This window comes from Epilithonimonas hominis (assembly GCF_003730015.1).
Lineage (GTDB): Bacteria > Bacteroidota > Bacteroidia > Flavobacteriales > Weeksellaceae > Epilithonimonas > Epilithonimonas hominis.
In genome coordinates this window covers 1-22646 of sequence record NZ_RJTU01000018.1, presented here as the reverse complement: position 1 = coordinate 22646, position 22646 = coordinate 1, and the positions used below count along the sequence as shown (strand labels likewise).

Annotated in this window: 23 protein-coding genes; 9 read left to right on the top strand and 14 right to left on the bottom strand. The window is 35.4% G+C overall.

From position 1 onward, the window contains the following. Position 1 precedes the first annotated feature (1 nt). The 13 genes from EGH73_RS02700 to mobC form a co-directional block, all read right to left on the bottom strand. Positions 2-1171 carry a hypothetical protein gene (locus tag EGH73_RS02700; RefSeq protein ID WP_148041675.1) on the bottom strand — a complete coding sequence of 390 codons (1170 nt, stop codon included), beginning with the start codon at positions 1169-1171 and terminating at the stop codon, positions 2-4. A 12-nt stretch (positions 1172-1183) separates the two neighbouring features. After that, entirely contained in the window at positions 1184-1993 is an 810-nt protein-coding gene (locus tag EGH73_RS02695) for a hypothetical protein (protein WP_123280568.1), read from the bottom strand. Positions 1994-2004: 11 nt separating this feature from the next. Then, positions 2005-2682: a hypothetical protein gene (locus tag EGH73_RS02690; protein ID WP_123280567.1), complete on the bottom strand. Its 678-nt coding sequence runs from the start codon at positions 2680-2682 to the stop codon at positions 2005-2007. A 1-nt stretch (position 2683) separates the two neighbouring features. Then, positions 2684-3349, bottom strand: coding sequence for a hypothetical protein (locus EGH73_RS02685; protein ID WP_123280566.1), 666 nt, complete (start codon positions 3347-3349; stop codon positions 2684-2686). Next, complete coding sequence (locus EGH73_RS02680) at positions 3346-4005, bottom strand: hypothetical protein (protein WP_245985387.1); 660 nt, start codon at positions 4003-4005, stop codon at positions 3346-3348. The genes EGH73_RS02685 and EGH73_RS02680 overlap by 4 nt, the downstream gene beginning before the upstream one ends. Next, positions 3992-7051, bottom strand: a complete 3060-nt coding sequence (locus tag EGH73_RS02675) for a TraG family conjugative transposon ATPase (RefSeq protein WP_123280565.1) — start codon at positions 7049-7051, stop codon at positions 3992-3994. Before EGH73_RS02675 ends, EGH73_RS02680 begins: the two co-directional genes overlap by 14 nt. 12 nt (positions 7052-7063) lie before the next feature. Further along, the gene (locus EGH73_RS02670) at positions 7064-7378 is read right to left on the bottom strand and encodes a DUF4133 domain-containing protein (RefSeq protein WP_123280564.1); all 315 of its coding nucleotides are present in this window, start codon (positions 7376-7378) and stop codon (positions 7064-7066) included. A gap of 4 nt (positions 7379-7382) precedes the next feature. Beyond that, positions 7383-7718: a DUF4134 domain-containing protein gene (locus EGH73_RS02665; protein ID WP_184808062.1), complete on the bottom strand. Its 336-nt coding sequence runs from the start codon at positions 7716-7718 to the stop codon at positions 7383-7385. Between the two features lie 156 nt (positions 7719-7874). Continuing rightward, on the bottom strand, positions 7875-8456 hold the full coding sequence (locus tag EGH73_RS02660; protein ID WP_123280563.1) for a hypothetical protein: 582 nt from the start codon (positions 8454-8456) through the stop codon (positions 7875-7877). Positions 8457-8460: 4 nt separating this feature from the next. After that, positions 8461-8868 carry a hypothetical protein gene (locus EGH73_RS02655; protein WP_123280562.1) on the bottom strand — a complete coding sequence of 136 codons (408 nt, stop codon included), beginning with the start codon at positions 8866-8868 and terminating at the stop codon, positions 8461-8463. Beyond that, on the bottom strand, positions 8856-9491 hold the full coding sequence (locus EGH73_RS02650) for a ParA family protein (protein WP_123280561.1): 636 nt from the start codon (positions 9489-9491) through the stop codon (positions 8856-8858). The genes EGH73_RS02655 and EGH73_RS02650 overlap by 13 nt, the downstream gene beginning before the upstream one ends. Next, complete coding sequence (locus EGH73_RS02645) at positions 9488-10930, bottom strand: relaxase/mobilization nuclease domain-containing protein (RefSeq protein WP_123280560.1); 1443 nt, start codon at positions 10928-10930, stop codon at positions 9488-9490. Before EGH73_RS02645 ends, EGH73_RS02650 begins: the two co-directional genes overlap by 4 nt. After that, positions 10927-11298 (bottom strand): plasmid mobilization relaxosome protein MobC, encoded by a 372-nt coding sequence (gene mobC / locus EGH73_RS02640; protein ID WP_123280559.1) that lies wholly within the window; start codon positions 11296-11298, stop codon positions 10927-10929. The genes EGH73_RS02645 and mobC overlap by 4 nt, the downstream gene beginning before the upstream one ends. Positions 11299-11812: 514 nt before the next feature. Between mobC and EGH73_RS02635 the strand changes: the two genes are divergently transcribed. The 9 genes from EGH73_RS02635 (at position 11813) to EGH73_RS02595 (ending at position 22149) form a co-directional block, all read left to right on the top strand. Then, on the top strand, positions 11813-12013 hold the full coding sequence (locus EGH73_RS02635) for a helix-turn-helix transcriptional regulator (protein ID WP_123280558.1): 201 nt from the start codon (positions 11813-11815) through the stop codon (positions 12011-12013). Further along, positions 12006-14639 (top strand): ATP-binding protein, encoded by a 2634-nt coding sequence (locus EGH73_RS02630; RefSeq protein WP_123280557.1) that lies wholly within the window; start codon positions 12006-12008, stop codon positions 14637-14639. The genes EGH73_RS02635 and EGH73_RS02630 overlap by 8 nt, the downstream gene beginning before the upstream one ends. Next, positions 14626-15300 carry a response regulator gene (locus EGH73_RS02625; protein WP_123280556.1) on the top strand — a complete coding sequence of 225 codons (675 nt, stop codon included), beginning with the start codon at positions 14626-14628 and terminating at the stop codon, positions 15298-15300. The genes EGH73_RS02630 and EGH73_RS02625 overlap by 14 nt, the downstream gene beginning before the upstream one ends. Before the next feature lie 4 nt (positions 15301-15304). Next, entirely contained in the window at positions 15305-15865 is a 561-nt protein-coding gene (locus EGH73_RS02620) for an HNH endonuclease family protein (RefSeq protein ID WP_123280555.1), read from the top strand. A 9-nt stretch (positions 15866-15874) separates the two neighbouring features. Then, on the top strand, positions 15875-17743 hold the full coding sequence (locus EGH73_RS02615; protein WP_123280554.1) for an Eco57I restriction-modification methylase domain-containing protein: 1869 nt from the start codon (positions 15875-15877) through the stop codon (positions 17741-17743). Positions 17744-17752: 9 nt separating this feature from the next. Further along, complete coding sequence (locus EGH73_RS02610; protein ID WP_123280553.1) at positions 17753-18031, top strand: hypothetical protein; 279 nt, start codon at positions 17753-17755, stop codon at positions 18029-18031. Between the two features lie 11 nt (positions 18032-18042). Further along, positions 18043-21006 carry a DEAD/DEAH box helicase gene (locus EGH73_RS02605; protein ID WP_123280552.1) on the top strand — a complete coding sequence of 988 codons (2964 nt, stop codon included), beginning with the start codon at positions 18043-18045 and terminating at the stop codon, positions 21004-21006. A gap of 148 nt (positions 21007-21154) precedes the next feature. After that, positions 21155-21409, top strand: coding sequence for a hypothetical protein (locus EGH73_RS02600; protein ID WP_123280551.1), 255 nt, complete (start codon positions 21155-21157; stop codon positions 21407-21409). Beyond that, positions 21400-22149: a hypothetical protein gene (locus tag EGH73_RS02595; protein WP_123280550.1), complete on the top strand. Its 750-nt coding sequence runs from the start codon at positions 21400-21402 to the stop codon at positions 22147-22149. The genes EGH73_RS02600 and EGH73_RS02595 overlap by 10 nt, the downstream gene beginning before the upstream one ends. A 61-nt stretch (positions 22150-22210) precedes the next feature. Here EGH73_RS02595 and EGH73_RS02590 read toward each other — a convergent pair whose 3' ends face one another. Next, complete coding sequence (locus tag EGH73_RS02590) at positions 22211-22540, bottom strand: tyrosine-type recombinase/integrase (protein ID WP_184808061.1); 330 nt, start codon at positions 22538-22540, stop codon at positions 22211-22213. Positions 22541-22646: the final 106 nt, after the last annotated feature.

The following is a 22646-nucleotide window of genomic DNA, read 5'->3' as shown; positions in this document are numbered from 1 at the left end:
TTTATTTTAAAAGTGAAGTTCCTTTAGTTGCAATAGCCATTCCTGCACGTTTCATTTTAGACATAGTTCCTGTGTTACTGCTTCCAGAAGGAATGATGTAATTAGCAAGTGTCGGAACACATAAGATTCCTACGGCTGTGATCAGAAAACAGACAATGACCAGTCCGAAGGACATAATTCCACTTCCGGAATACGTGAGCAACAAGTCCATATTTTTGATGCTTCCATCCTGGTTTATAATCTGATCGTAGCGCTCGATCTCTGCTTCAAAAGCAAACAGTTGTAGCAAGGTTCCGATTTTTAGGACGATGAATGCGACAAATCCGTAGAGATTAATATTTATAAATCTTGCAGCCCACTGAGAAAGAAAGCTTGAAAATGCAGGAAAAACGGACAAGCCCACTGGTATCGGACCGACAATGATCAAGATCGTGGAAAATATGAGCTGGATAAAGAATATTCCATACACACAAACTCTTAATATCCATAATCCAATCAGTTCCAGCATACTCGAAATGGCTAGTTGCAGTCCGACCTGTAAACGAAGATAAAGTTCGTAAATAGGACTCATCAAGCTAGTCAGTCCATCGCCGACCATATCCAAACCTTCTTCAATTAGGGACTTATCTCCGGCTTCCTGCTGTTCGATTTCTGCCTGTGCTTTTGCCTGCTCTTCAATGATTCTGTCAACAACCTGCTGTTGCTTTTTGAATCTTACCCAACGCAGGGAATTGAGTTCCTGCTGGCTTTGAACAAAACTGCTTTCGGAAACATCCTGCAATTTAATAAGAGGTGTTCGGATCAGTCCGACAAATCCCACCCAGTTCATAATCACGAGCCCGATGGCAAAAGGTTTGAGCATCGGAACGATTTCCCATTCACGGTCTCCGCTAATCATTTGCCAGCCGATGTTTCCGAGATAGAGCAACGCTCCGATTCCCGCTACAGCTTGACCGAACAAGATAAACTGCCCATATTCAGCGGTCATAAAGCTGTCGTACAAAGGCAGGAACTTTTCTGTAAACCAACCTTCCAATACGCCTTCGCCCTGCAAAAAATCCATTGCCTTCTGATAATATTCATCAGAATGGGTATCCTGTCCGAAGACAAGACAAGGAATGAAAAAAAGCATTGTCAGAGTAATGCTTTTTAAATATAGTGTTGATTTCATTTTTTGTGAAAATTATAAATGCCCTGTCATCACATCGACAAAGATTTCGGCATCGCGCCGTTCTTTGGTGATTTTGTCAGGATGTTTGGTTTTGTAATTTTTTAGTTTGGCTTCTGCTTTCAAGCGGTTTTCGCCCTGTTTATTCAGATAGGCAAGATATTTTTGCATTTTCCGCCATTCGATAAGACAATCGTGGTACGCCAAAATTCTTTTTCCTCTCGGCATATCTACGATTTTGGCGATGTGATATTGATCCTGAATTACATCAATTTTCCGTTTGCATTCCCCGATGATTCCGTAATTGTTGAACCGTTCCCAAGCTTGTGGAGAAGTAAATCCCCACTCATAAGGAACAGGCGAACTGGTGTCGAAATTGTCAAGGCTTTTCAGCATATCTTTGTAATACAGCAGATACAAAGGATCTGTGGAAGAAGTCGCACTTGTGTAGTGATAAAATTCCTTCAGATTTTCTTCGTACGTATTTTTCGACCGATCCTGAATTTCTTTGGTTCTGTCCTGCTGAACAAGCGTACTGGCATATCTTTGATTTTGCAATCCCCAAGGTGAAAGTGGGCGGATGTCGCTTCCGCCTTTGTACTGACGGTTTCTGCTGGGAGCAAGCCAGCCCCAAACCATTGCATAGGCATAGTTGACCTGTATCCCGAAAACATAGTTTGGCTTTGGTTGCCAATCTCCCCATTGATAGAAAACCTGGCGTTTTTCCTGCCCGACAATATGCTTGTCTTTGATTCTTTTGATGCTTTGACCATTAAACCACGGAGATGTCAGAATTATTGCTGTTATAATGAATACCTTTTTCATAGCCTAAAGTTTTACCAACCATTAAGATTGTAGTTATAATTATTGATGATATTCTGAATCATTGCCCTGTCCTGATTATACCAGCCGTTCAGCACTCCGATATGCCGGAAATAAGGTTTCTTTTCTGCATTCCGAAGATAATTGATGATATGCACTGTCCATCCGTTCATAATCTTGATTTCGTGCTGGAGCTTTGAAAGGATTTTCTGTCGATCGTAGCTGTCCATTAGGTAATCGTTCTCTTCATTCAGGACACTACTGCTGATATTCTCATAAGAGTTCATAGCGTGGAGATAGAGTTTTGAATAATAGTTGGTGATCAAAAGAGAATACTCGGGCTTTTGCGCGGACAGCTGGAGCATCTTTCCCATATTACCCAATAATTTTGAAAAATCATAATAGATAGCTTCCAACTGTTTCCCCTGCTTCAAAGCGGAATTAACGTTTCGTAATTGGTTGTAAATATGATTTTTTATCACGACCACTTGAGTTACCTTTTCCTTGATGTCATCATAGGATTTCCGTTGCTTTTCGTAGGAATTCTGATACAGCTTTTCCGAAGCTACACGCACTGCCTGATTTGCCGTAACCTGTGCCTGCAATTCGAGATTGTAATAGAGCTGATAGTAATATTGTGCATTGCCTTTGACGAAAAATAGCAAAGGCAACATCAACAAAAATTTTTTCATTTTAGTAAAGATTTGCTTTGTTAATGATATCCTGAATGATTTTTTTATCACGGTTAATCCAATTTTGGAAAAGATTATTTCTCAATTTCATTTTCCTTTTGACGTTAAGGATTTTCTGTAAGGTTGCATAAGATTGCTGTCTCAAAGTTTTGATTTCATTTTGAGCATAATCCAAAAGGATTTTCCTTTCGGCTTTTTCCATTCCGTTGATGGTTCCGTAAGAAAGTACAATGCCTGCCATTAATCGGATGTCCATCTGAAGCTGGTCAATGAACTCGTACTGTCCTCCCAAAGCGAGCGGAATCCAGATTGGAGCATCAGACAATTCATTGTAAATTTTGGATTGGATTTCGTAGATTTTGTCAATCTCCCTCACGATGTTGACCGAAGTCGGAATTGCCTGAATTGCAAAAGACAGATTGTTGAGCCGACTTCGGATTTTTTCGTTGACTTCTTTGTATTTTGTCCATTGTTCCTTGTTGGCAGATTCGAGTCCCAGATTAGTTAGTTGCTTGTTTCTCATTTCTTTCTGTTTTTCGTTTTCCTCCATCGTCTTTTGGATTTCGGAATTGATGAGATAATAGCAGATGTAGTTGCCTTGTGCTTTTAATGAGATAGAGAAAATGATTATCGAAATACATAACATTTTGATATAAAAATTTCTCATAATCCTAAAGTTCCTGCGTTATTCAAAATCTGCTCGAAAATAGCTTTGTCGGTATTGACATAAGTTTGAAACGGATTGATGGACTTCCAAAATCCCTTTTTCTTGGCTCTTTTAATTGCCCATCGAACATTGATCAAATAGACATTCATTAGACGGGTGTTGTTTTCAATATTGAATAACAAACGTTTGCGGTCTCCAGATGTAGCGAGGTTCAAGTCTCCGCTAGTGAGTAAATCTGCAACATCAGCATAAATATCCGTGGCTTTGTTGGTGACAAGCTGGACGGATTTATAGGTAAAAACACTGTATTCTGGAGCATCTTGAACTTCGGTGTAGATGCCGTTTACGTTCGTAATGATCTTGTTGAGATTGTTGTAAATATTCTGAACCTGAATTCCATTTTTCAATGTTCCGTTCACTTCTTTCAGTCCTTTGTACACCTTGTTCTGAATATCGTTCGCTAAAACCATCTGTGTTGAAACAAATGCCTGTGCCTGTTGAAGCTTGTTCATTTCGTCCACGGTTTTTTCCTGCTCGTTTTTAATCTGTGTGGCATACAAAGCCATTGCAGGAGCAGTTAAAACGTCAATGTATGGTGTTTGTGCTTTGATGAAGCATAGCATCCATACCAAAATAAATGTGCTAAATTTTTTCATAGGTTTGAGATTTTGTTTTGATAAATTCCTGTAGATTCATATCGTGATTGAACAATTCCCTTTTTAGGACTTTGAAGAAGTCTTTGCCTTTGTTCTGCTTTTTGAAAGAATGGTAAAATGCAATCAAATTTTCATCAATCGGTTGCTGGTAAAGATTAACCAATGCTACTAAATTGGGAAGTCCGTCACTTAGTTTGCTAATGTCTCCCACAAATTGTTCAAGCGCCTGCTGATAATTTCCGAAGGTTTGAACATAATATTCAATCGCAGATTTCTCAGGTTTTTCAGTAGTGTAGGTCAAATATTGATGCAGGGAAACCTCGTTCCCATAGACTTCGCCTTTGCTTCCACGCTTGAGATAAAACTCTTTGAAACGGCTTCTGCCAGACTTGTTGTTCAGATTATTGATGGTAAAAATCTTGCTTTGTTCCACTTCGTTCAGAGAAAGAAGCTTGGCAATCTTATCAAAATTATCAATGAACTTGGTTTGGTCAAGCAGGATAAACGTATCGGAATTGTTGATGATAGAATCTTTTACAATCGCATTTCCGATGATGTCATCTAATTCCTGTGTTACCACCACTGCTTCACCCCAGAATTTTCGAACCGTTTTGTAGAGATAAAGGATGTAGCCACCCATTAATTTTGATGCAATTGCCTTCCAAGCTTCCTCTATTATGAGAGCTTTTCTGCGGTCTTTCCGCAGTCTCATTTTTTGGATGAAGGTGTCCATAATGATGAGCGTGACAATCGGAAAAAGTTTCGGATTATCTTTTACATTATCAATTTCAAATACGATTAAAGTTTCATCAAATAAACTGTTGTCAGCACTTTCGTTGAGCGTGGTTCCGTATCGTCCACCTTTGTAAAAGTCTGCCAAAACATAGAGAAAAGTTCTGAGGTTGAACTCGCTTTCAGCAATCCTGAACTTTTTATTAGACAAATAGATTGGAAGAAATTGTTCTGAATATTCATAAAAGGTGTTGAAAGACAATTCTTTTACAAATAGCTTTTCTTCCAATTCGACCACTTTTTTAATCAATGCTTTTCGGAATGAATCGCTCCATTCTTGCGAATTGATTTCCGGTTTTTTGAGGATTTTCTTATTGGATAATACCAATTGTGTTTCGTCGTAAGCCTTTCTTTTGTTTTCATCTCCAAGCGTTTCATAAGCCTGATGGATTCTATCGAAAAGGTATTCATCATAATCTTTATTGTTCAGGTTTTTATCAGGATGGTACTGAATGGCTAATCTTCGGAAGGCTTTTTTGATGTCCTCTTTTTCTGCGGTCATCGGAATGCCGAGAATGTGATAATAATTTTCATTTTCCCGAAAACCATTTTCAAAGTCAGCATATATTTCCTCTTCATAGATATTGTATTTCTTCAGATACAGAATCAGTTCGGTTGAAGATTTACGTTCATACCAATCGGTTCCGCCATTGAAAAACTGATGATAATATGCCAATAGCAAGTTATCCAAAATGGATTTCTGTGTTGTACTCATCGATGAATCTGTGCCTTGCCAAATCAGAAAGATCAGATTTCCGAGAAATTCGATTTTTTCGATATTGAACTCTTCCTTATCCATCACAAATGGATTCATTGTAATGGGCTTTTCTTCGGTATACTGGATGTATTTTCCGTTTTTATATTTAGCTGTTCCGCTGTAGCTGTCTCCAGTATCGACAATCACCACATCGTAATTATAGGTCAGATATTGCTCAACGATATTGTTCATCAAAAAAGATTTACCACTTCCCGAAGGTCCGAGTACGAACTTATTCCGGTTATTGATCCGATTGGTGGTCATCGGCAAATCCGATGTATCCACTTTCAATGGAACACCTTGTCTGTCGGTAAAGCGCAGATAAAAATTGGAGTGTTCATCTATGGGATAGCTTTCTTTAAAAAAAAAACACAACGAGGCTTCACTCGTCGTGGTAAACAGGTCGTATTCCTTCAGTTCATTGGCATTTCCGATGAGCGAAGTCCTGAATAATTCCAATTGATTGTAGGTGTTTTTACTGGTAATAATCCCTTTTTGGAACAATTGGTTTTCAACCATTGACTGCGTTTTTTCCATTTCTTCCTGTGTTTTGCAACAAGCAATCAATGAATAATGGGCATCAACAATCAATTGTCCGTCTTTGGCAATATTATCCAGCAAAAGCGTGATTTCTTCCGCACAGATTTTATTGAGTGGTTCATTCTGAAAACCTTCGTGTTTATTGCGTTTGTTGGCAAGGAATTTTACCCGTTCTGTCTGTTCGGGAATCACGATGATTTGGTTGTAGATAACCGTTTCGTACAATTCCAGATCATTCAAAAAAGCAAAATTATCCACTGCGGTATTTTTGGTGGCTCCGTTTCCTCCCAAAGTCGTATAAGCTGAAATATCATTGGGAAGCTCAATGTTTTCAACATCCACAAGGGAAATGGCTTTTACAAAAGAGCTGCCTATTTTCAGATGGTTATCCATCGAACGGAGATTGTCCATTGCTTTGGTCGATTTTCCGAAATTCATTGAAAGCGTGGAGGAAATGTAATATTCAAAATCCTTTTCAAGAAAATAAGTTGGCTCAAAACCGTTCTCTTCTAGGAGCATAAATACTTTCTCTGATTTGTCCCGAAGTTCTTTATACTTCTTGTCGGAATATTTGTACTGATTTTTCTTCTTGCTTTGGTCGATTCTGTGTGTAAAGACCAATAAAGTATCGATGGTTTTGTACAATCTGCCTTCAAAATGGTCTGAATAGGTCTGCTGAAGATACTCTTCGTGCGGTTCAGCCTGATATATTTTCTTATCGAAAATGTCCAACTTCTGAACAATATGCCCTTCTCCAATAATGCTGATGATATTCAGTAGAACCGAATGGTATTTGAGATACAGCTCACGGTCTGCGGAATATTGTGTGACCAGATTTTTGATTTTGATGGCAACGATGGGATTTCCGTATTCACCGATGAGTACATCATAAAGCGCACCTAATTCGGAACCGTAGTCATATCCGATGTAAGGAAGACTGAAAACTTTCTTTTTCATTTGATATTTTTTTTAAGTTTCCGCTTTTTGGAAATGTTGTTTTAATTTGATTCGGATTGGGAGAATGTGAACTTCATTGCGGTTGATGGTTTTGTTGTATAAGCCTTTGGTCTTCTGAAGTCGGAAGACGTTCCACATCAGCCCGCCACCAATCCCGAAAGCCAGAGCAATGCCGATGAAAAACCCAATGATCTTACTGAGAATCACACCCAAAATCATCGTTCCAACAAAACTTCCACCTGCGTAGTAGATGTATTTTCCTTTCAATCCTTTGAAAACAAGAGGCTTTTTCAGCCCCTTGTATAAGAAATAGGTTCGCTCTTCCATAATCTTAGATTCCGAAGAACGCCTGGATTACCGTTGGAACGAGCAAAAGGAAGATACACGCTCCGCCCCAGCCAATCAGTTCTTTGTTGACATCTTGGTCGCCGTTGTTCCATTTGTTATAAATTCGGACACCTCCGACAATCCCGACCACAGCTCCAATCATCTGCACGAGATTGGAAACTGGCTCTACATATTCTTCAATATCGGAAGTGGCGGAAGTAATGGCTCCGGCTCCTCCTGATTGGGCAAAAGCAATATTGGATGCCAACAGTAAGGCAACTGCAAATGTTCCCTTAATAATCGTTGATTTTTTAAATGTTTTTATGATATTCTTTTTCATTTAGAATGTTTTAAATTTTTGATTAAATGATATTTGAATTGTGTTTTTACGATTGTGCTCGTCCGGACTTTGCACAAAAAAATTCCTGAACATTCTGCAGAATATTCAGGAACCGAAACAGCACTCTTAGTGCTTCTTATTTAACTTAACTAACTGTTAATAAACTAAACTTGACTTATAAAAATTCTGACCATTGTCATTAGCAATCACAATGTGATTACTTGCTTTCTCAAAGAAATTACGAAAGGCTTCATCCGAAATTTTTATCGGAATGATTTCTTTTGATTTCGAAGTTATTTCCTTTTCGCCAATGCCAATTGCTACACCAAGCCTGGAAAGAAACGATTGCTGTTCTTCTTTTTCTTCCAAAGCTTTCTTTTCCTCTGTTTGAGAATTCAAATTTTCGGTGCCTGCTTCTTGTGTTTCAGTGAGGGAAAATTGTTCTATTTCGTTCTCTTCTTCAAAGCGTTCTTTGTGACTGTTTTGATCATTGTCGGAAAATAATAATTCTTCATCATCGAGCTGATAAGAATTGGGCGTATTAAGGTCTTCGACTTCCTCTTCACGGATGTTTTTTACCGGTTCAGGTTCGATTTCCATAATCGAACCGAGACTGATAAGCTCGCCCTCGTTTTGATTGGTGACCACAATCGGTTTTTTTATAAACAAGTCGTAAACAAGGTTTCCGGCATAGTACAAAATGTACAATATGCCGGTAATCAGTATGACTTTCCCCATTGATTTATGGTTTTAATTGTTTGATAATCGAATCAATATCTTTCGAGCTCAGAAAATAATGAACGGCAAAGCTGATAAATTCACTCACGGAAATTCCGTCTGCACGCAGACTGACCAATTTCCTGTAATGCGCATTCTGAATCCGAATCATTCTTCCGGCCTTGTCGCTTTGCTTGTAAGTAGCGACAAAATCATTGATGACAGATTGTAATTCGTCATCCGTTTCAGAATGTCCGGCTTCGGAACGCTGTATCTTTTTTAAGGTTTTCTTATTTTCTGATTCCGAAATGTTGGATTTTGCTTGATTCTTTTTTGTATTTACACCGGGGTTTGGTTGATTGGCAGGCAGTTTCAGATTTTTGGAAAGTTCTTCTTTGTCCTCATCCGTGACATATTGGTCTAAGATTCCCATAAGTGGTAGATGAGTTCATCAAAAGTTTCTTTCACCGCCATTTTCTGCTCGTATGTCAATAATTTGGTATTGATTTGGAGCAGGCATTTCCGTGTAAATACCGGCTTACCGATAACCGTTCCGAGTTTTCCGAATTCGTCATCCATTACAGATTTCAGTTCGTAATGGTCGTCCTTTCTCATATTGCTTTTAATAAAGAATAACTGCGCATTCACTTTGATTAATTGCAACAAGTTGAGAAACAGAACGGTGGACATCATCGTCACGTTGGAATATTCAAAAGGAATCACCACCACATCGCTGTATTGCAAAACCTGTGTGTAATTGTTCTGGATATTGCCTGCGGTGTCGAATAAAAATATTTCTTCGCCGGCTTTGAGCTGGCTGAGGATTTTTTCATTTTGGGTAAGATGGATATTTTCCTCCGAAATTTTCTCGACTTCATAGAGATAATCTCCGGGAAGCTCTTTGTCTTCCGACCATTGTCTGTAAAAGGAACGCTGAAAATCAAAATCGATGACATTGACCTTTTTATCGGTAAACAGGGAAAGATAATTGGCAAACGCAATGGCAAGCGTGGTTTTTCCAACACCGCCTTTTTGATTGGCAAAAGTGATAATCATCTCTTTTTTTTCTTTTTCCTGCGGTTATTTTCGTGTTCTTCGTTTGTCGGTGATGCTGTTCCCGGAATATCAAAAACGGAAGATAATTTGAGTAATGCTTCCGGACTTGACGAAACGGGAACCTGCACACCGCTTACAACAGGATGTTTTCCGGAATTTTGGGGATGAAGGTTTTGGGACAGATAAAGATTGAGATAATAATCTCCGACCAATTCTTTTAAATTGAAAATGACATTTTCGTTTTTATTGATAACATACAATGCATTGGCAAAGCTGATAATGGCTATCTTATCGCCCGAATGTTCTGCATTTCCAAAATTCCGGATGTAATCCTTTGTTACATCTCTTGACTCTTGCCAGATTTTGTAAGACGTTTTTGAAGTGGGCTTCAAAAAAATCATACAATCGTGGACATTGCATTTGTACTCGTCTTCCAAATGCTTTTTAAATGCTTCCTTTGTTTCGGTTGTTACATTAGAATTGGTCAGAATGTCAAAGAGCTTTTTATCTATCGCTTCGGAAGTGAGCTTGAAGAGGTCTTCCATTTTCATTACTTCACTGCCTTTGTAAATCGTATTGGTATGATGGTCGATGATGGTGTAGCCGATTGGTATTTTATCATCCTTTAGTGAGAAAACAACGTCAATTCCGAATTTCTTCTTGATCTGGAATTGGAGTTCCGATTGGTAGGAGGTGTATTTTTGTTTTTCGTCCGAGACTTTGAAAGCCTGATTGGAATAAACCTCTTTGTATTTTTTGAACAGTGCAAATATCTGTTTTTTTCTGTTATCGTCAAATATTTTTTCAGAAAAATTAATTGTACCGATGTCAATATCTTTCAGAAAGACTCCGTTTTGGGTAATTTTCAGCCGGTTCTCCTTTTCATAGCAACCGTAGCCGCTGTTTTCCAACAGCTTCTGAAGCTGGCTGAGATTGCTGTAATTGTAATCTAAAAGCTTATCCAGTTTTTGGTGAACATCGGTTCCGTAAAGTTCTTTCAAGGTTTCCTGTAAAGCGGTTTGACTCTGGTATTTCTCAAAATCACGGTCGATGCGTTTTCCGGTTTCTTTATTCACCCTTGAACTGACAATGTGAACGTGATTGTTTGCAGTATCATTATGAAAAACCACTATAAAAGGCTGTTTTCCATAACCCATTTTATCCATAAACTTGTCGGCAATGTCGGACAATTGATCTTTTGAATATGTCCTTCCCTGAGCGGAAATCGTACAGTGAAATTGCGGATTCTGAATCCGTTTGTTATTGTTTGACAGGGCTTTGAAATAATTCTTGACATCCTGTGTTCCGGAAGAAGAATTGATGTAAGGAGGAAAGTTTTTCATCGACAGAAGCTCGCCTTTTCCGTTATCAATCTTCTTGTCGTTATAAGAAACTCCGTTGAATTCCTTTGACGATTTGTTGAGTATTTTGACAATCATTTGGCAAGTTCGGTGTAGATTTTTTTGATGATTCGGTTTTGCTCGGTTTTCAGACTATTAAGTTCTGAAAGTTTTTGGTTGTAATCATTGAGAAGTTCTTTGGATAGGTATTTCTCTGTATTGATGAAACGGGCAATCTGATTGATATTATTCTCAATCTTAGCGAAAATATTCCCTTGCTTTTCGATGAAAGCCATAATCTCTTTTCTGTCATTTTCAAGCATTTTCCCTTCAACCGTATTGATGATGAAATCGGATAAATAAATATTGGATTTATTACAGTGCGATTGCCATTGGTTTTTGAGTTCCTGCGAAAGACGGAGTGTGATGCGGGCGGTTTTGGTGCGGGTGGGGTATACTTTTTTCATTTGTTAATTGTTTTTCACCAGAATTTTGGTGATTGGATTTGATTAGCAAACGAGAAAGGTTTTCTCCTAAATTGGAATATCAAAAGTAAGATTTTATCACTAATAATTGTTGACAATTTTGTACCAAATTTGGTATGTATTTGGGACAAAATGTTCAATGCGATTTGACTAAAATTTGAGAATAAAATAGAAAGAGTTAATGTTAAAAATAGTGGAATAATTTGAATTTGACAAAGAAAACAGCAATATAGTTAGCCGATATTTGATGCAAAAAAACAAGTTGGTGCTTTTTTTTCACAAGTATTTCTTTGAAATAACATTTTTTTCAGGAAATAAGGATTTCCTACTTTTTTAAATTGGGTATAATTTCAATAAATAAATCTTGATTTCGACAAGAGAAAAAATTCGAGGTTTACTGCAAAGCAGGGGTTAGTCACAATAAAGGCTAAAATAAATTTCCGACAGGGTCTTTTAGATTGAAAAAATCAATATCTTTACAAAATATGCAATTTATATGAGTAAAAAAGCAATTAATAGGTTGAAAGTAGTACTTGCAGAAAAGAATTTGAGTAGTAAATGGCTATCTGAGCAGTTAGGTAAAAATGAAGCTACTGTTTCAAGATGGTGTACAAATGAAGTACAACCGCCGCTAAAGACTTTTGTAAAAATTGCAGAAAAATTGGATGTTAAATTAACCACATTGTTCAATGACTAATTACAATAATAGCACTAAAATTCCTTTTAAGGTTTCGGCAAGAACTGCTAGGCTTATTGGAAGGGAAAATATAGCTTCTTCCAAAGGAGCAATTATTGAATTGGTCAAAAATGGTTATGACGCTGACAGTAAAATTAGCATTGTATATTTTGATAATAAATTTTCAACGGTTTTAAATGAAATAACTGAAGAATATGTAAGCGAATTAAAGTCTTTAGGAATACCAGAAGTCGAAATATTTGAATTATACGAAAGGGATATTGAAACCGACAATACTTATGTAATTAAAAAAGATGTTGATGAAGAAAAAAAGAAACAGCTCAAAAACACAATAGCTAAGTTTTGTTCATTATACATTATTGATACTGGAGAAGGTATGACCCAAAAAATCATTCGTGATTATTGGATGACTATAGGAACGGACAACAAGGCAAATGATGTTTTTACTAAGTCTGGTAGGGTAAAAGCAGGTGCTAAAGGAATTGGTCGATTTGCCCTTGATAAATTAGGTGGTATTTGTGAGATGACAACAATATTTAATCCAGAAGTACACGAAAACGATGTAGATGAGAATGGTGCTGCAACTGATTACTCGGGCTATAGATGGATTGTTAATTGGGAAGATTTTGAAGGAGAGTTTAAAACAATAGACAAAGTTGATGCAGAGTTGATTGGCATAAATGCAAATTCAATAATTGAAGAAATTGAAGCACAAATACCATCCTTGGATTTATCAAAAATTAATTTTGAAGAAAGTGCTCAATTTGGGACGATTTTAAAAATATCAAATCTAAGAGATAATTGGGAAAATTTTTATGTCGACCAAGTTTTCACCGATTTAGAAGTACTTGTGCCGCCAAAAGAAGTTGGGGAGTTTGAAATATATCTTTTTAGTTCTCTGGAGCAAAATAAATATGGAGAAGTCTTAGGTTCTGTCTGTGATGATTATGATTATAAATTAGTTGCAAAGGCTGATGAAAATCAAAATATTTCAATTACAGTTTATCGTGAAGAGTATGATGTTGAGTTAATTCCAAATGGATTTTTTCAGAGAGAAGCGATGAAGAATGAGCCTTATAGAAAAGAAGATTTCCTCCAAGGATTTTGGAAAAAGGAAACATCATTTTCTCAAATATTGATGGGGTTTAAAGAACGTGACGAGGATAATACGTTTGACAATATTGGAGTTTTTGAATTTACATTTTACTTCCTAAAAAGAAGCTATTCAAGCGATGACGCAAGCCGTTTCTTTTACAAAGGATTTATGTCAAATAATCGTAAAGATTGGTTGAATAAATTTGGAGGAATTAAACTATTCAGAGATAACTTCAGGGTAAGACCATACGGAGAGGCAAAAGATGCAGCGTTTGATTGGTTAAGTTTAGGTAATAGAAAAGCGGCAAGTCCTGCGGGTGTAGCAAAACCGGAAGGCGGATATAGAGTTGAGCCGGAAAATGTGGCTGGAGCTGTAAAAATTTCAAGGTTAACCAACGTAAATTTTGAAGATAAATCAAGCAGAGAAGGTTTGCAGAATAACAAAACTTTTGATGTGTTTAAGCAACTTTTAGCAGGGATAATTAATGTTTTTGAAGACGACAGGGCATTTATTGCAAGAGAAATGGATGCGTATGATGATGAAAGATTTGGAGCAGAAAGGGATAGAAAAAAAGCTGAAGATTTGGCTAAAAAAATTGTTGCAGATTCTCGTGAGAAAAGAAGGCAAAGGGAAGATAATCCTAATAATGCTGCTACCAATGATAATACATCCGAAGAACAACAAGCAAGTGATAGAGAAAAGGAGATTTTAGCAATTGAGATAGAACGTAAAGAAGAACAAATCGAAAAACTTAAAGATGAGCAAAAAGTATTAAGAGGATTAGCAAGTAGTGGTATTGTCTTGGCTTCTTTTAGCCACGATTTAAGCAAATTGAATGATGTATTGAGTTCAAGAACGGATAAATTAAAGGAGCTTATTTCTGAAAAAATTAAAGAAGAAGATTATGAACAATCTGAAAGAAGAAAGAATCCTTTTTCTCAAATAGAACGAATAAGAACGCAGGATATAAAACTTCAAAATTGGTTAAATTTTTCATTAGGGGCTACTCGAAAGGATAAACGAAAGAGACCACAGGTTTTCCTGAAAAATTATTTTAATGAGTTCAAAGATGATTGGATAACTGTTTTAGACGAAAGAGGTATTCTTTTAGAAGTTACAGAAATAGAAGATATTGAATTAAGAGTTTTTGAGATTGACCTTGATAGTATTTTTAATAATTTATTGGTCAATTCTATTGAAGCGTTCAATTTGATGAGAGAAAATAGGCAAAGACAAATCCAAGTAAAAGTTCATTCTAACGGCAGGGAAGTAATTTTTGATTATTCTGACAATGGCACAGGATTATCCAAGGATATTGAAAAACCAGAAATTATTTTTGAACCGTTATTTACTACCCGAAGAAATCCGCATACTGCTGAAGAAGAAGGTACTGGATTGGGAATGTGGCTAGTTCAGTCAATTGTGAAAGAAAACGATGGAAATCTAAAACTATTGTTCCCAGAAAATGGGTTTGGTTTAAGAGTTTCCTTTCCTATGAAATATAAAAGACAAAAAGATGGACAAGTATAAAATACTCTTTATTGATGAGGAAAAAGACAGCTTCGATGATTTTCTAGATTACGTAGAAAAATCACCAAGGGCAGGAGAAATTGCTCCGCTAACACAGCTGCCTTTGGCAGATTTAGATTCGATGATTGAAAAAATCATTGAAACATCACCAGATGCAATCATCACAGATTTCAATTTGAATGAAAAAAGAATTGATATAGATTATAACGTTCCGTATAATGGAACAGAACTACTTGAAGCGTTTCTTTCCATTAGAGCAGATTTCCCATTTATAGTGTTAACTGCCTTCGATGATGTTGCAATTAATCAAACTGATGATGTGAATAAAATATATGTAAAAAATATTTTACACAAGTCAAATAAAGAAGAAACGACAAAGGCAAAAGCCACATTTTTAGACAGGGTAATTGCTTCAATAAATCATTATCAATCAAAATTAAAAAATGCGGAAGAAGAGTTGATTCAATTATTGGAAAAGAAAAAAGCAGGGAAAGCAAATTATGATGAAGAGCAAAGAATCATAGAATTGGATGGTTTCATTGAAAAATCAGTTGACAAGAGTTCTTCGATACCAAACGAGTATAAATTGTCTTCAAATACTGACAGATTAGGTGAATTATTAAGCAGGGTAGATAATATGATTAATAAGCTAAACAAGTAAGATAATGGCAATTGATTTTAGAACCGACACCCCACAAAGGACTTGTAAAAAGACATTTGCAAACTACCGTAGTTTCAAGCCGTATCTTAGAACGGATTTTAGGAAAAAATGTGGTTATACCGATTGTAGTGATTTTTGGTTTGGAGGTCCGAAGACTTTTCATATTGACCACTTTAAGCCGAAAAGTAAATTTCCCGAACTTGAAACATCCTATTCTAATTTGGTTTATTGCTGTTCTTATGTGAATGTACTAAAATCAGATGATGAAAATGAGTATTTAGATCCTTGCGATGTAAACTTTAATGAACATTTTGATAGGGACAATGATGGAAATATTTTTGCTATGAAAGGGTCGGCTACTGCAGTCTATATGCACAAAAGTTTGAAATTGTTCTTAAAGCGATATCAGATAATTTGGGCGTTGGATAAATTGATTGAAAAAATTGACCTACTCGGGGATGTCATCGAAAAAAATGTGAACGTTTCAAATGAAGTTAAAGATGAATACATTAATCTAAATATTGAATTTCATAAATACAGAAATTTTTTAAGTAAGGAACAATAGATTATTCAGATGAACCCAAAGGTTTTTAAATTCCTCGAATCATCTGCTCTACCTCCAAAAGAAGTGGATAAACTAATTGTGTCTGCTTTCATTGAAATTAATGGATTAAATTTAATAAACAATCAGCTTCTAAGAAACTATTCTATCTCAAAGAGAAAATCGACAAAAAGAGAAAAGTTATTACAGTTCATTGAAATTGTACAAAGTGAAATAGAAGATTTTAATATCGAAAAACTAATCGAACTCTTCGAGTTCGTAATTTCCCCTTCAGACAGGATTGTAAATGGAGCGATATATACACCTTCAGAAATTAGAGAATATATCGTAGCACAAACATTTCGCAACCAAAGAAATAATCTTAGTGAAGTTACAATTGCGGATATTGCCTGCGGTTGTTCCGGATTTTTATATAATTCAGCTAAAGAACTAAGAAGAATAACTGGAAATACTTATCAAGAAATTTTTCAAAATCAAATTTTTGGCTTAGACATTCAGGAATATTCAGTAACACGTAGTAAATTATTATTGTCATTGTTGGCTTTATCTGAAGGAGAAGATGTAGAAGTTTTTCACTTTAATATACATCAGGGAGATGCTTTGCTTTTTAATTGGCAAGAGCATTATTCAGACTTTGATGGCTTTCAAATCGTAGTCGGAAACCCGCCTTATGTTTCAGCTCGAAATCTTGATGATAACGCTAAAGAAAATGTGAAACTTTGGGAAGTTTGCACTACCGGAAATCCGGATTTGTATATTCCTTTTTTTCAAATTGGGTACGAAAACCTTGCAGAGAATGGTATTCTTGGCTTTATCACAATGAATACTTTTTTCAAAAGTTTAAACGGTAGGGCGTTAAGAAACTATTTTGAAGAACGTAATGCAGGAATAAGAATTGTAGATTTTGGTACCAATCAAATTTTTAAATCGAAAAGCACATATACTTGTATTTGTTTTCTTGAAAATTCAAAGCGAACCTATATTGAATACTATAAATCAGAACACAAAGAATTACCAACAAATAGAAATCAATACAGCAGAATCAATTACAGAAATCTTGATGCAAAAAATGGTTGGAACTTAAATGATAATGAAATTATCTCACGTATTGAAGCAGTAGGAAAGCCTTTTGGAGAAAAATATAAAACACGACACGGCATAGCTACGTTAAAAAATGACATTTACATTTTTAAGCCTGTTGAAGAAGACGAAAATTTTTATTATCTCCAAAACGGTATTGTTCACCCAATTGAAAAAGGAATTTGCAAGGACATTTTGAACTCCAATAAACTGAGCAGAGATATAAATTTCGATGAGGTAAAAGAGAAAGTTTTGTTTCCATACGACGGCGAAATTAAGCCTAAAGCTCTTGAGGAAGAGATATTGAAAGAGCAATATCCTTACGCCTATAAATATCTGAAGAAGAAAAAAGAAGATTTGGCGAAGCGGGATAAAGGTAAAGGTAAATATGAAAAATGGTTTGCTTTTGGAAGAACACAATCATTAGAAAAGGTTGCCAATAAATTGTTTTTTCCAAAGTTTTCGGATAGAATTCCCAGTTATCTAATCAGTAATGATGATGATTTGCTGTTCTACAATGGTCAAGCAATTATAGGTCATTCAGAAGAGGAAATGCTGTTGGTAAAGAAGATTTTAGAATCACGTTTATTTTGGTATTATATCAAAACAACAAGCAAACCTTATTCATCAGCATATTATTCCTTGAACGGAACTTATATCAAAAATTTTGGTATTCCGGAATTTACTGAAGATGATATTGATTTTCTAATCAATGAACCTAATCAGAATATAATTGATGCTTTCCTGGAAGATTATTATGATGTTCAATTAAATGAAGAGTTGATTACCGAACCAATTTAAAAGTGTGAAATGGATAAGCAATTAGTGAACGACTTAAAGCAAATAATTGAAGCATTCAACCAATCTTTGTCAGTGCATTTACCTGCATTGAAAAACGAAGTTGTGACTCTTATTGATTGTAAATCTAAAGATTCTACAGAAATTGAACATTGTTTAGACACGCTTTTATCACTCACAATACACGGAATTGGCGATGATTTGTTTATTCAGCTTTTAGAATATTACAAAACAGTTGATGAAGAAGGGGCGATGTTCTATTGGAATGAATACGATGATAAAGAGGAGTAAAACAATCGTTAATGAATGATATTTCTAACGAACATATAAACACCTTCCGCTCGCTCTTCCAAGGACGTGAAGACGTATTCGCTGTTCGCTGGGAAAAATCAGGAAAATCGGGCTATATGCCTTCTTATCATTATGATCCATATCACTATCGCATCCATAAATCGAATGGTGGAACTTTTGCAAACTATCCACACAAAAATTATTTACCACTTACCGATAATGAACTCCAAAAACACTTAAACGGCGTTCAGCAAATTGGAGTTTATCCATTACTACCAGATAATACTTCTTGGTTTTTAGTGGCTGATTTTGACAAACAAAATTGGAAAGAAGAAGCCGTAAATTTCTTAGATGCTTGTAAAGAAAAAAACATTCCTGCCTATTTGGAAAGGTCCCGTTCGGGAAATGGCGGACACGTTTGGGTATTTTTTGATAAGCCATATCCTGCAATCAGAAACAGGAAAATTTTCATTTCTATTTTAGAACAATCGGGAGCTTTTTCAATGTTTGACAAAAGTTCAAGTTTCGACAGACTATTTCCCAATCAGGATTTTCTTTCGGGAAAAGGTTTAGGGAATTTGATTGCTTTACCGTTTTTCAAACCTGCAATGGAGAATGGAAACAGTTGCTTTGTCAACCCTGAAACTTTTGAACCATATCCTAATCAATGGCAATTTTTGAATGAAATTAAACGAACTTCAATTGAAGAATTGGATAAATTATTTCAGGAAATTTCAACAACGCAAAATCAGCCAATTTCTAAAAACCATAATGACAAACTATCCATTACACTTCAACATAACATTCGTATTCAACGAGATGGATTGACAACACCACTCATCAATTTTCTGAAAGAAGAACTGAATTTTGCCAATTCGGAATTCTTCATCAAGCAAAAATCAGGTAAAAATACTTTCGGAACAGAACGATATTTTAAACTCGTTGAAGAAACAGAAAATGAAATCATCATTCCACGAGGATTTATCGGAAAAATCCTTCGATTTTGTAAAGAACAAAACTTAGATTTTGATTTTCAGGATAACCGAAAATCAAAAAAAGAAATTCCTTATTCGTTCAATGCTACGTTGAGAAAGCATCAGCAAAAAGTTATTGAAACAATTTCAAAAAAGGATTTTGGAGTTATCGTTGCTCCGCCCGGTTCGGGCAAAACGATAATGGGTTTAAAGATTATTGCAGAGAAAAAACAACCTGCCTTAATTGTTGTGCATCGTAAACAATTATTGGAACAATGGCAGGAAAGGGTTCAGGCTTTTCTCGGGATTCCGAAACACGAAATCGGCATTATAGGTCAGGGAAAAACAAAAATAGGCAAGCAAATTACCATAGCGACTATCCAAAGTTTACCGAAACAAATAGAGCAAATCCAGAATCAATTCGGAACTATTTTAGTGGATGAATGTCATCATATTCCTGCCGAAACTTTTCGCAATACGATTGAGAAATTAAACACATTTTATCTCTACGGATTGACAGCAACTCCGTTCAGAAAATACAATGATGACAAACTGATTTTTGCTTTTCTTGGAGAAATTATTTCAGAAATTAGTAGCAACCAAATTGAGAACTTCAAACACGCTCAAATCATTGTCAGAAATACTAATTTGGATATTCCTTTCAATTCCAAAACGGACAACTTTGAAACACTTTCAAAAATACTGGTTCACGATTCTGAACGAAACAAATTGATTCTGAACGACATCAAAAACGAACTTTCCCAAGGAAAACGAATTGCTATTATCACAGAAAGAAAAGAGCATATTGATACACTTTACCTTTTCTTGAAACAATCTTACGAAGTCGTTACTTTAAATGGAGATGATTCTGATGCCAACAGAAAATCGAAATGGCAGACTTTACAACAAGGCAATTTTCAGGTATTGATTACCACAGGGCAATATTTTGGAGAGGGTTCGGATTTGTCGAATATCAGTTCCTTGTTTTTGGTGTACCCTTTTTCTTTCAAAGGCAAGCTGATTCAGTATATCGGACGTGTGCAACGTTCGGAAATCAATCCGACAATCTATGATTATCGGGATATCAAAATTGATTATCTGAACAAACTGTTTTTAAAACGCAACACTTATTACCGTCAGATTGTAAGGCAAGCAAGTCTGTTTGACGAACCGACCGAAATTATTCCAGAAAGACAGAGTTTCATTATAGAAAAGCAAATAAAAATAGCCATAGAAGATTTGGATTTCAGGTACGGCAATGTTGGTTTTGAACACATTGATAAAGAAAGTAACCAACGATTTGATTTTGAAATCGAAAACGAAGAATTCAGACCAGAATTTGAAGTGTTGAAACCTTATTTTATCAAGGTTTTGAAATCAAAAATGGTTACGATTGATGTTTATGCCGAAATAGAAAGTGGAGTGATTTTGTCGCAATTAGCAACATCATCAGACCTTGAAAATATCAATAAAGAAATCGTTGAAAGCGTAAAATTTCAATTTTTGAACAAAAGTTTTATCAGTCAAATTCCTACATTAAAACAAAATATCCTCTCCACAAATGAGCTTGCAAAAAATCAAAATATTTATTCTGATACCGAAAATATTTTAGAAGATTTATTGAAAGGGAAACAATACAAACATTCACAGCACATTCAATTTTTAGCCGAAAAACACGAACGAAATATAATGAAACTGCGGTTTGTTTTACAGCCGTTTTCATTCGTCTTTCTGTTGGCAGGAGAACAAAACTATCACGTCATTTTAGAAACATTAGACACCGAAGAAGCAACCTATATTTGGCATACCGACAAAAGTAAATCGGTTTTGATTGACACCGTAAAACAAATTGACAAAGAATTGAACATCATCAGAGAAAAAGGGCGACAAACTTATTTGGAGACCAATCCACAAAACTTTTCAAGAATTGTTCACGATTATTCTGATGACAATAAAGGTTTTACTATTTGGAAAGGGTTGCTAGAGCAAACATTATCTTAATTTTTTATGTACTCATTAGGTTTTTGTCTTTAACAGTTGGCATTATGATTTAATAAAACCAAATAATAAAACAAAGGAAAGAGAGATCTTGTTCAAAATAACAATATCGCAGATATTTTGTATATTCGTATAGTAAAAGATACTTGCAATGACTAATAGAGAGAGAAAACAAATCAGAAAAAGAGTGATTTCTGCTTCTGGCCACAGAAGTTTGAGAAGATCAGCAAGAAGAGCATCTCTTAATGCGCAAAGAGCATCAAGAGTTTTAGATATTCCATATACTATTTTGAAAAGTGGCGTTATTTATACCGTTCATAAAGATAAATGGGTAGAAGCAGGAAAAGTTGATAAAATTACCTCTGAAAAAACAGGGCTAAGAAAAGGAAGCAAGCTATGTCTGTAAAAAAGAAACTTCGCCTTTTCTGTGGTCCCAATGGTTCTGGAAAGTCGAGTTTGTATGAAGAATTTAAAAAGCATAATTATAATTCTGGAGTTTATATTAATTCCGATGAAATTGAAAAAGAAATTCTTAAAACAGGGTTTCTCGACCTGGATTCTTTCAATTTAAAAGTAAGTCAGCAGGATTTTGATCATTTTCTAAAAGAAGAAGATTCTGTGACACTTCTTAAGAAATCAGAAGAATCAAATCATTCTATTGACATTTCTTTAAAAGAAAATATCATCGTTGACAAATCCAAAGATACTCATAGCTATGAAGCATCGTTAATATCTTCCTTCATCAGAAAAAAACTGTTAGAGAAGGAAGAAACTTTTTCTTTCGAAAGTGTTATGAGCCATCCATCCAAGCTCAATGAACTTAAATTGGCTAGGGAAAAAGGGTATAGGATATATCTTTATTTTGTATGTATTGACAATCCGGATATTAATGTTTCCCGCGTTGAAAACAGGGTTGCAAAAGGTGGCCACAAAGTCGATAAAGCAAAAGTGAAATCAAGATACACACCTACTTTAGATAATGCTTATGATGCCATTCAGTTGTCAGACCGGGCTTATCTTTTTGATAATTCCAACAATATGAAGATGATTGCAGAAGTGGATAATAAAGTTATGACATTATATGTAGATGAAGAGGATATGCCTAATTGGTTCGTGGAATATATTATCAATAAAATAAAGTCGTAGATATTACAACTATACGACAAACTCCCAATAATTGGGAGTTTTATGATTGCGTAAAATTTCATTAAAAAATATTTTCAAGTTGTTTATCAACTTCATTATCCGAGAAATCTTCAAGGTAATTTTCTGTAGTCGTAATACTTTGATGTCCAAGAGATTGTTTTATTGTATGGATATTAACTCCGTTTCTTAAAGCAGCTGTTGCAAAAGTATGTCTGGCGGTATAGAAAGTAATGTTTTTTTCTATCTCGCATAATTGAAGAAGTTTTTTCAACTGTTTATTGAAATACCTTCTTACCGAATCTTTCCTGTTATTCAATTCATCATCTGTATATTCTGATTTATCTTTTTTCAAAATAGGAAAGATATAATCTGTATCATAGATTCTGTACATTTTATAAAAATTCAATAGTTCGTCAACAAATCTATTATCAGGTAATTTTACCTTTATATTAATCTTCGTTTTGTTTCGGGTGTATGTAGTCTCTCCTTAAACCACC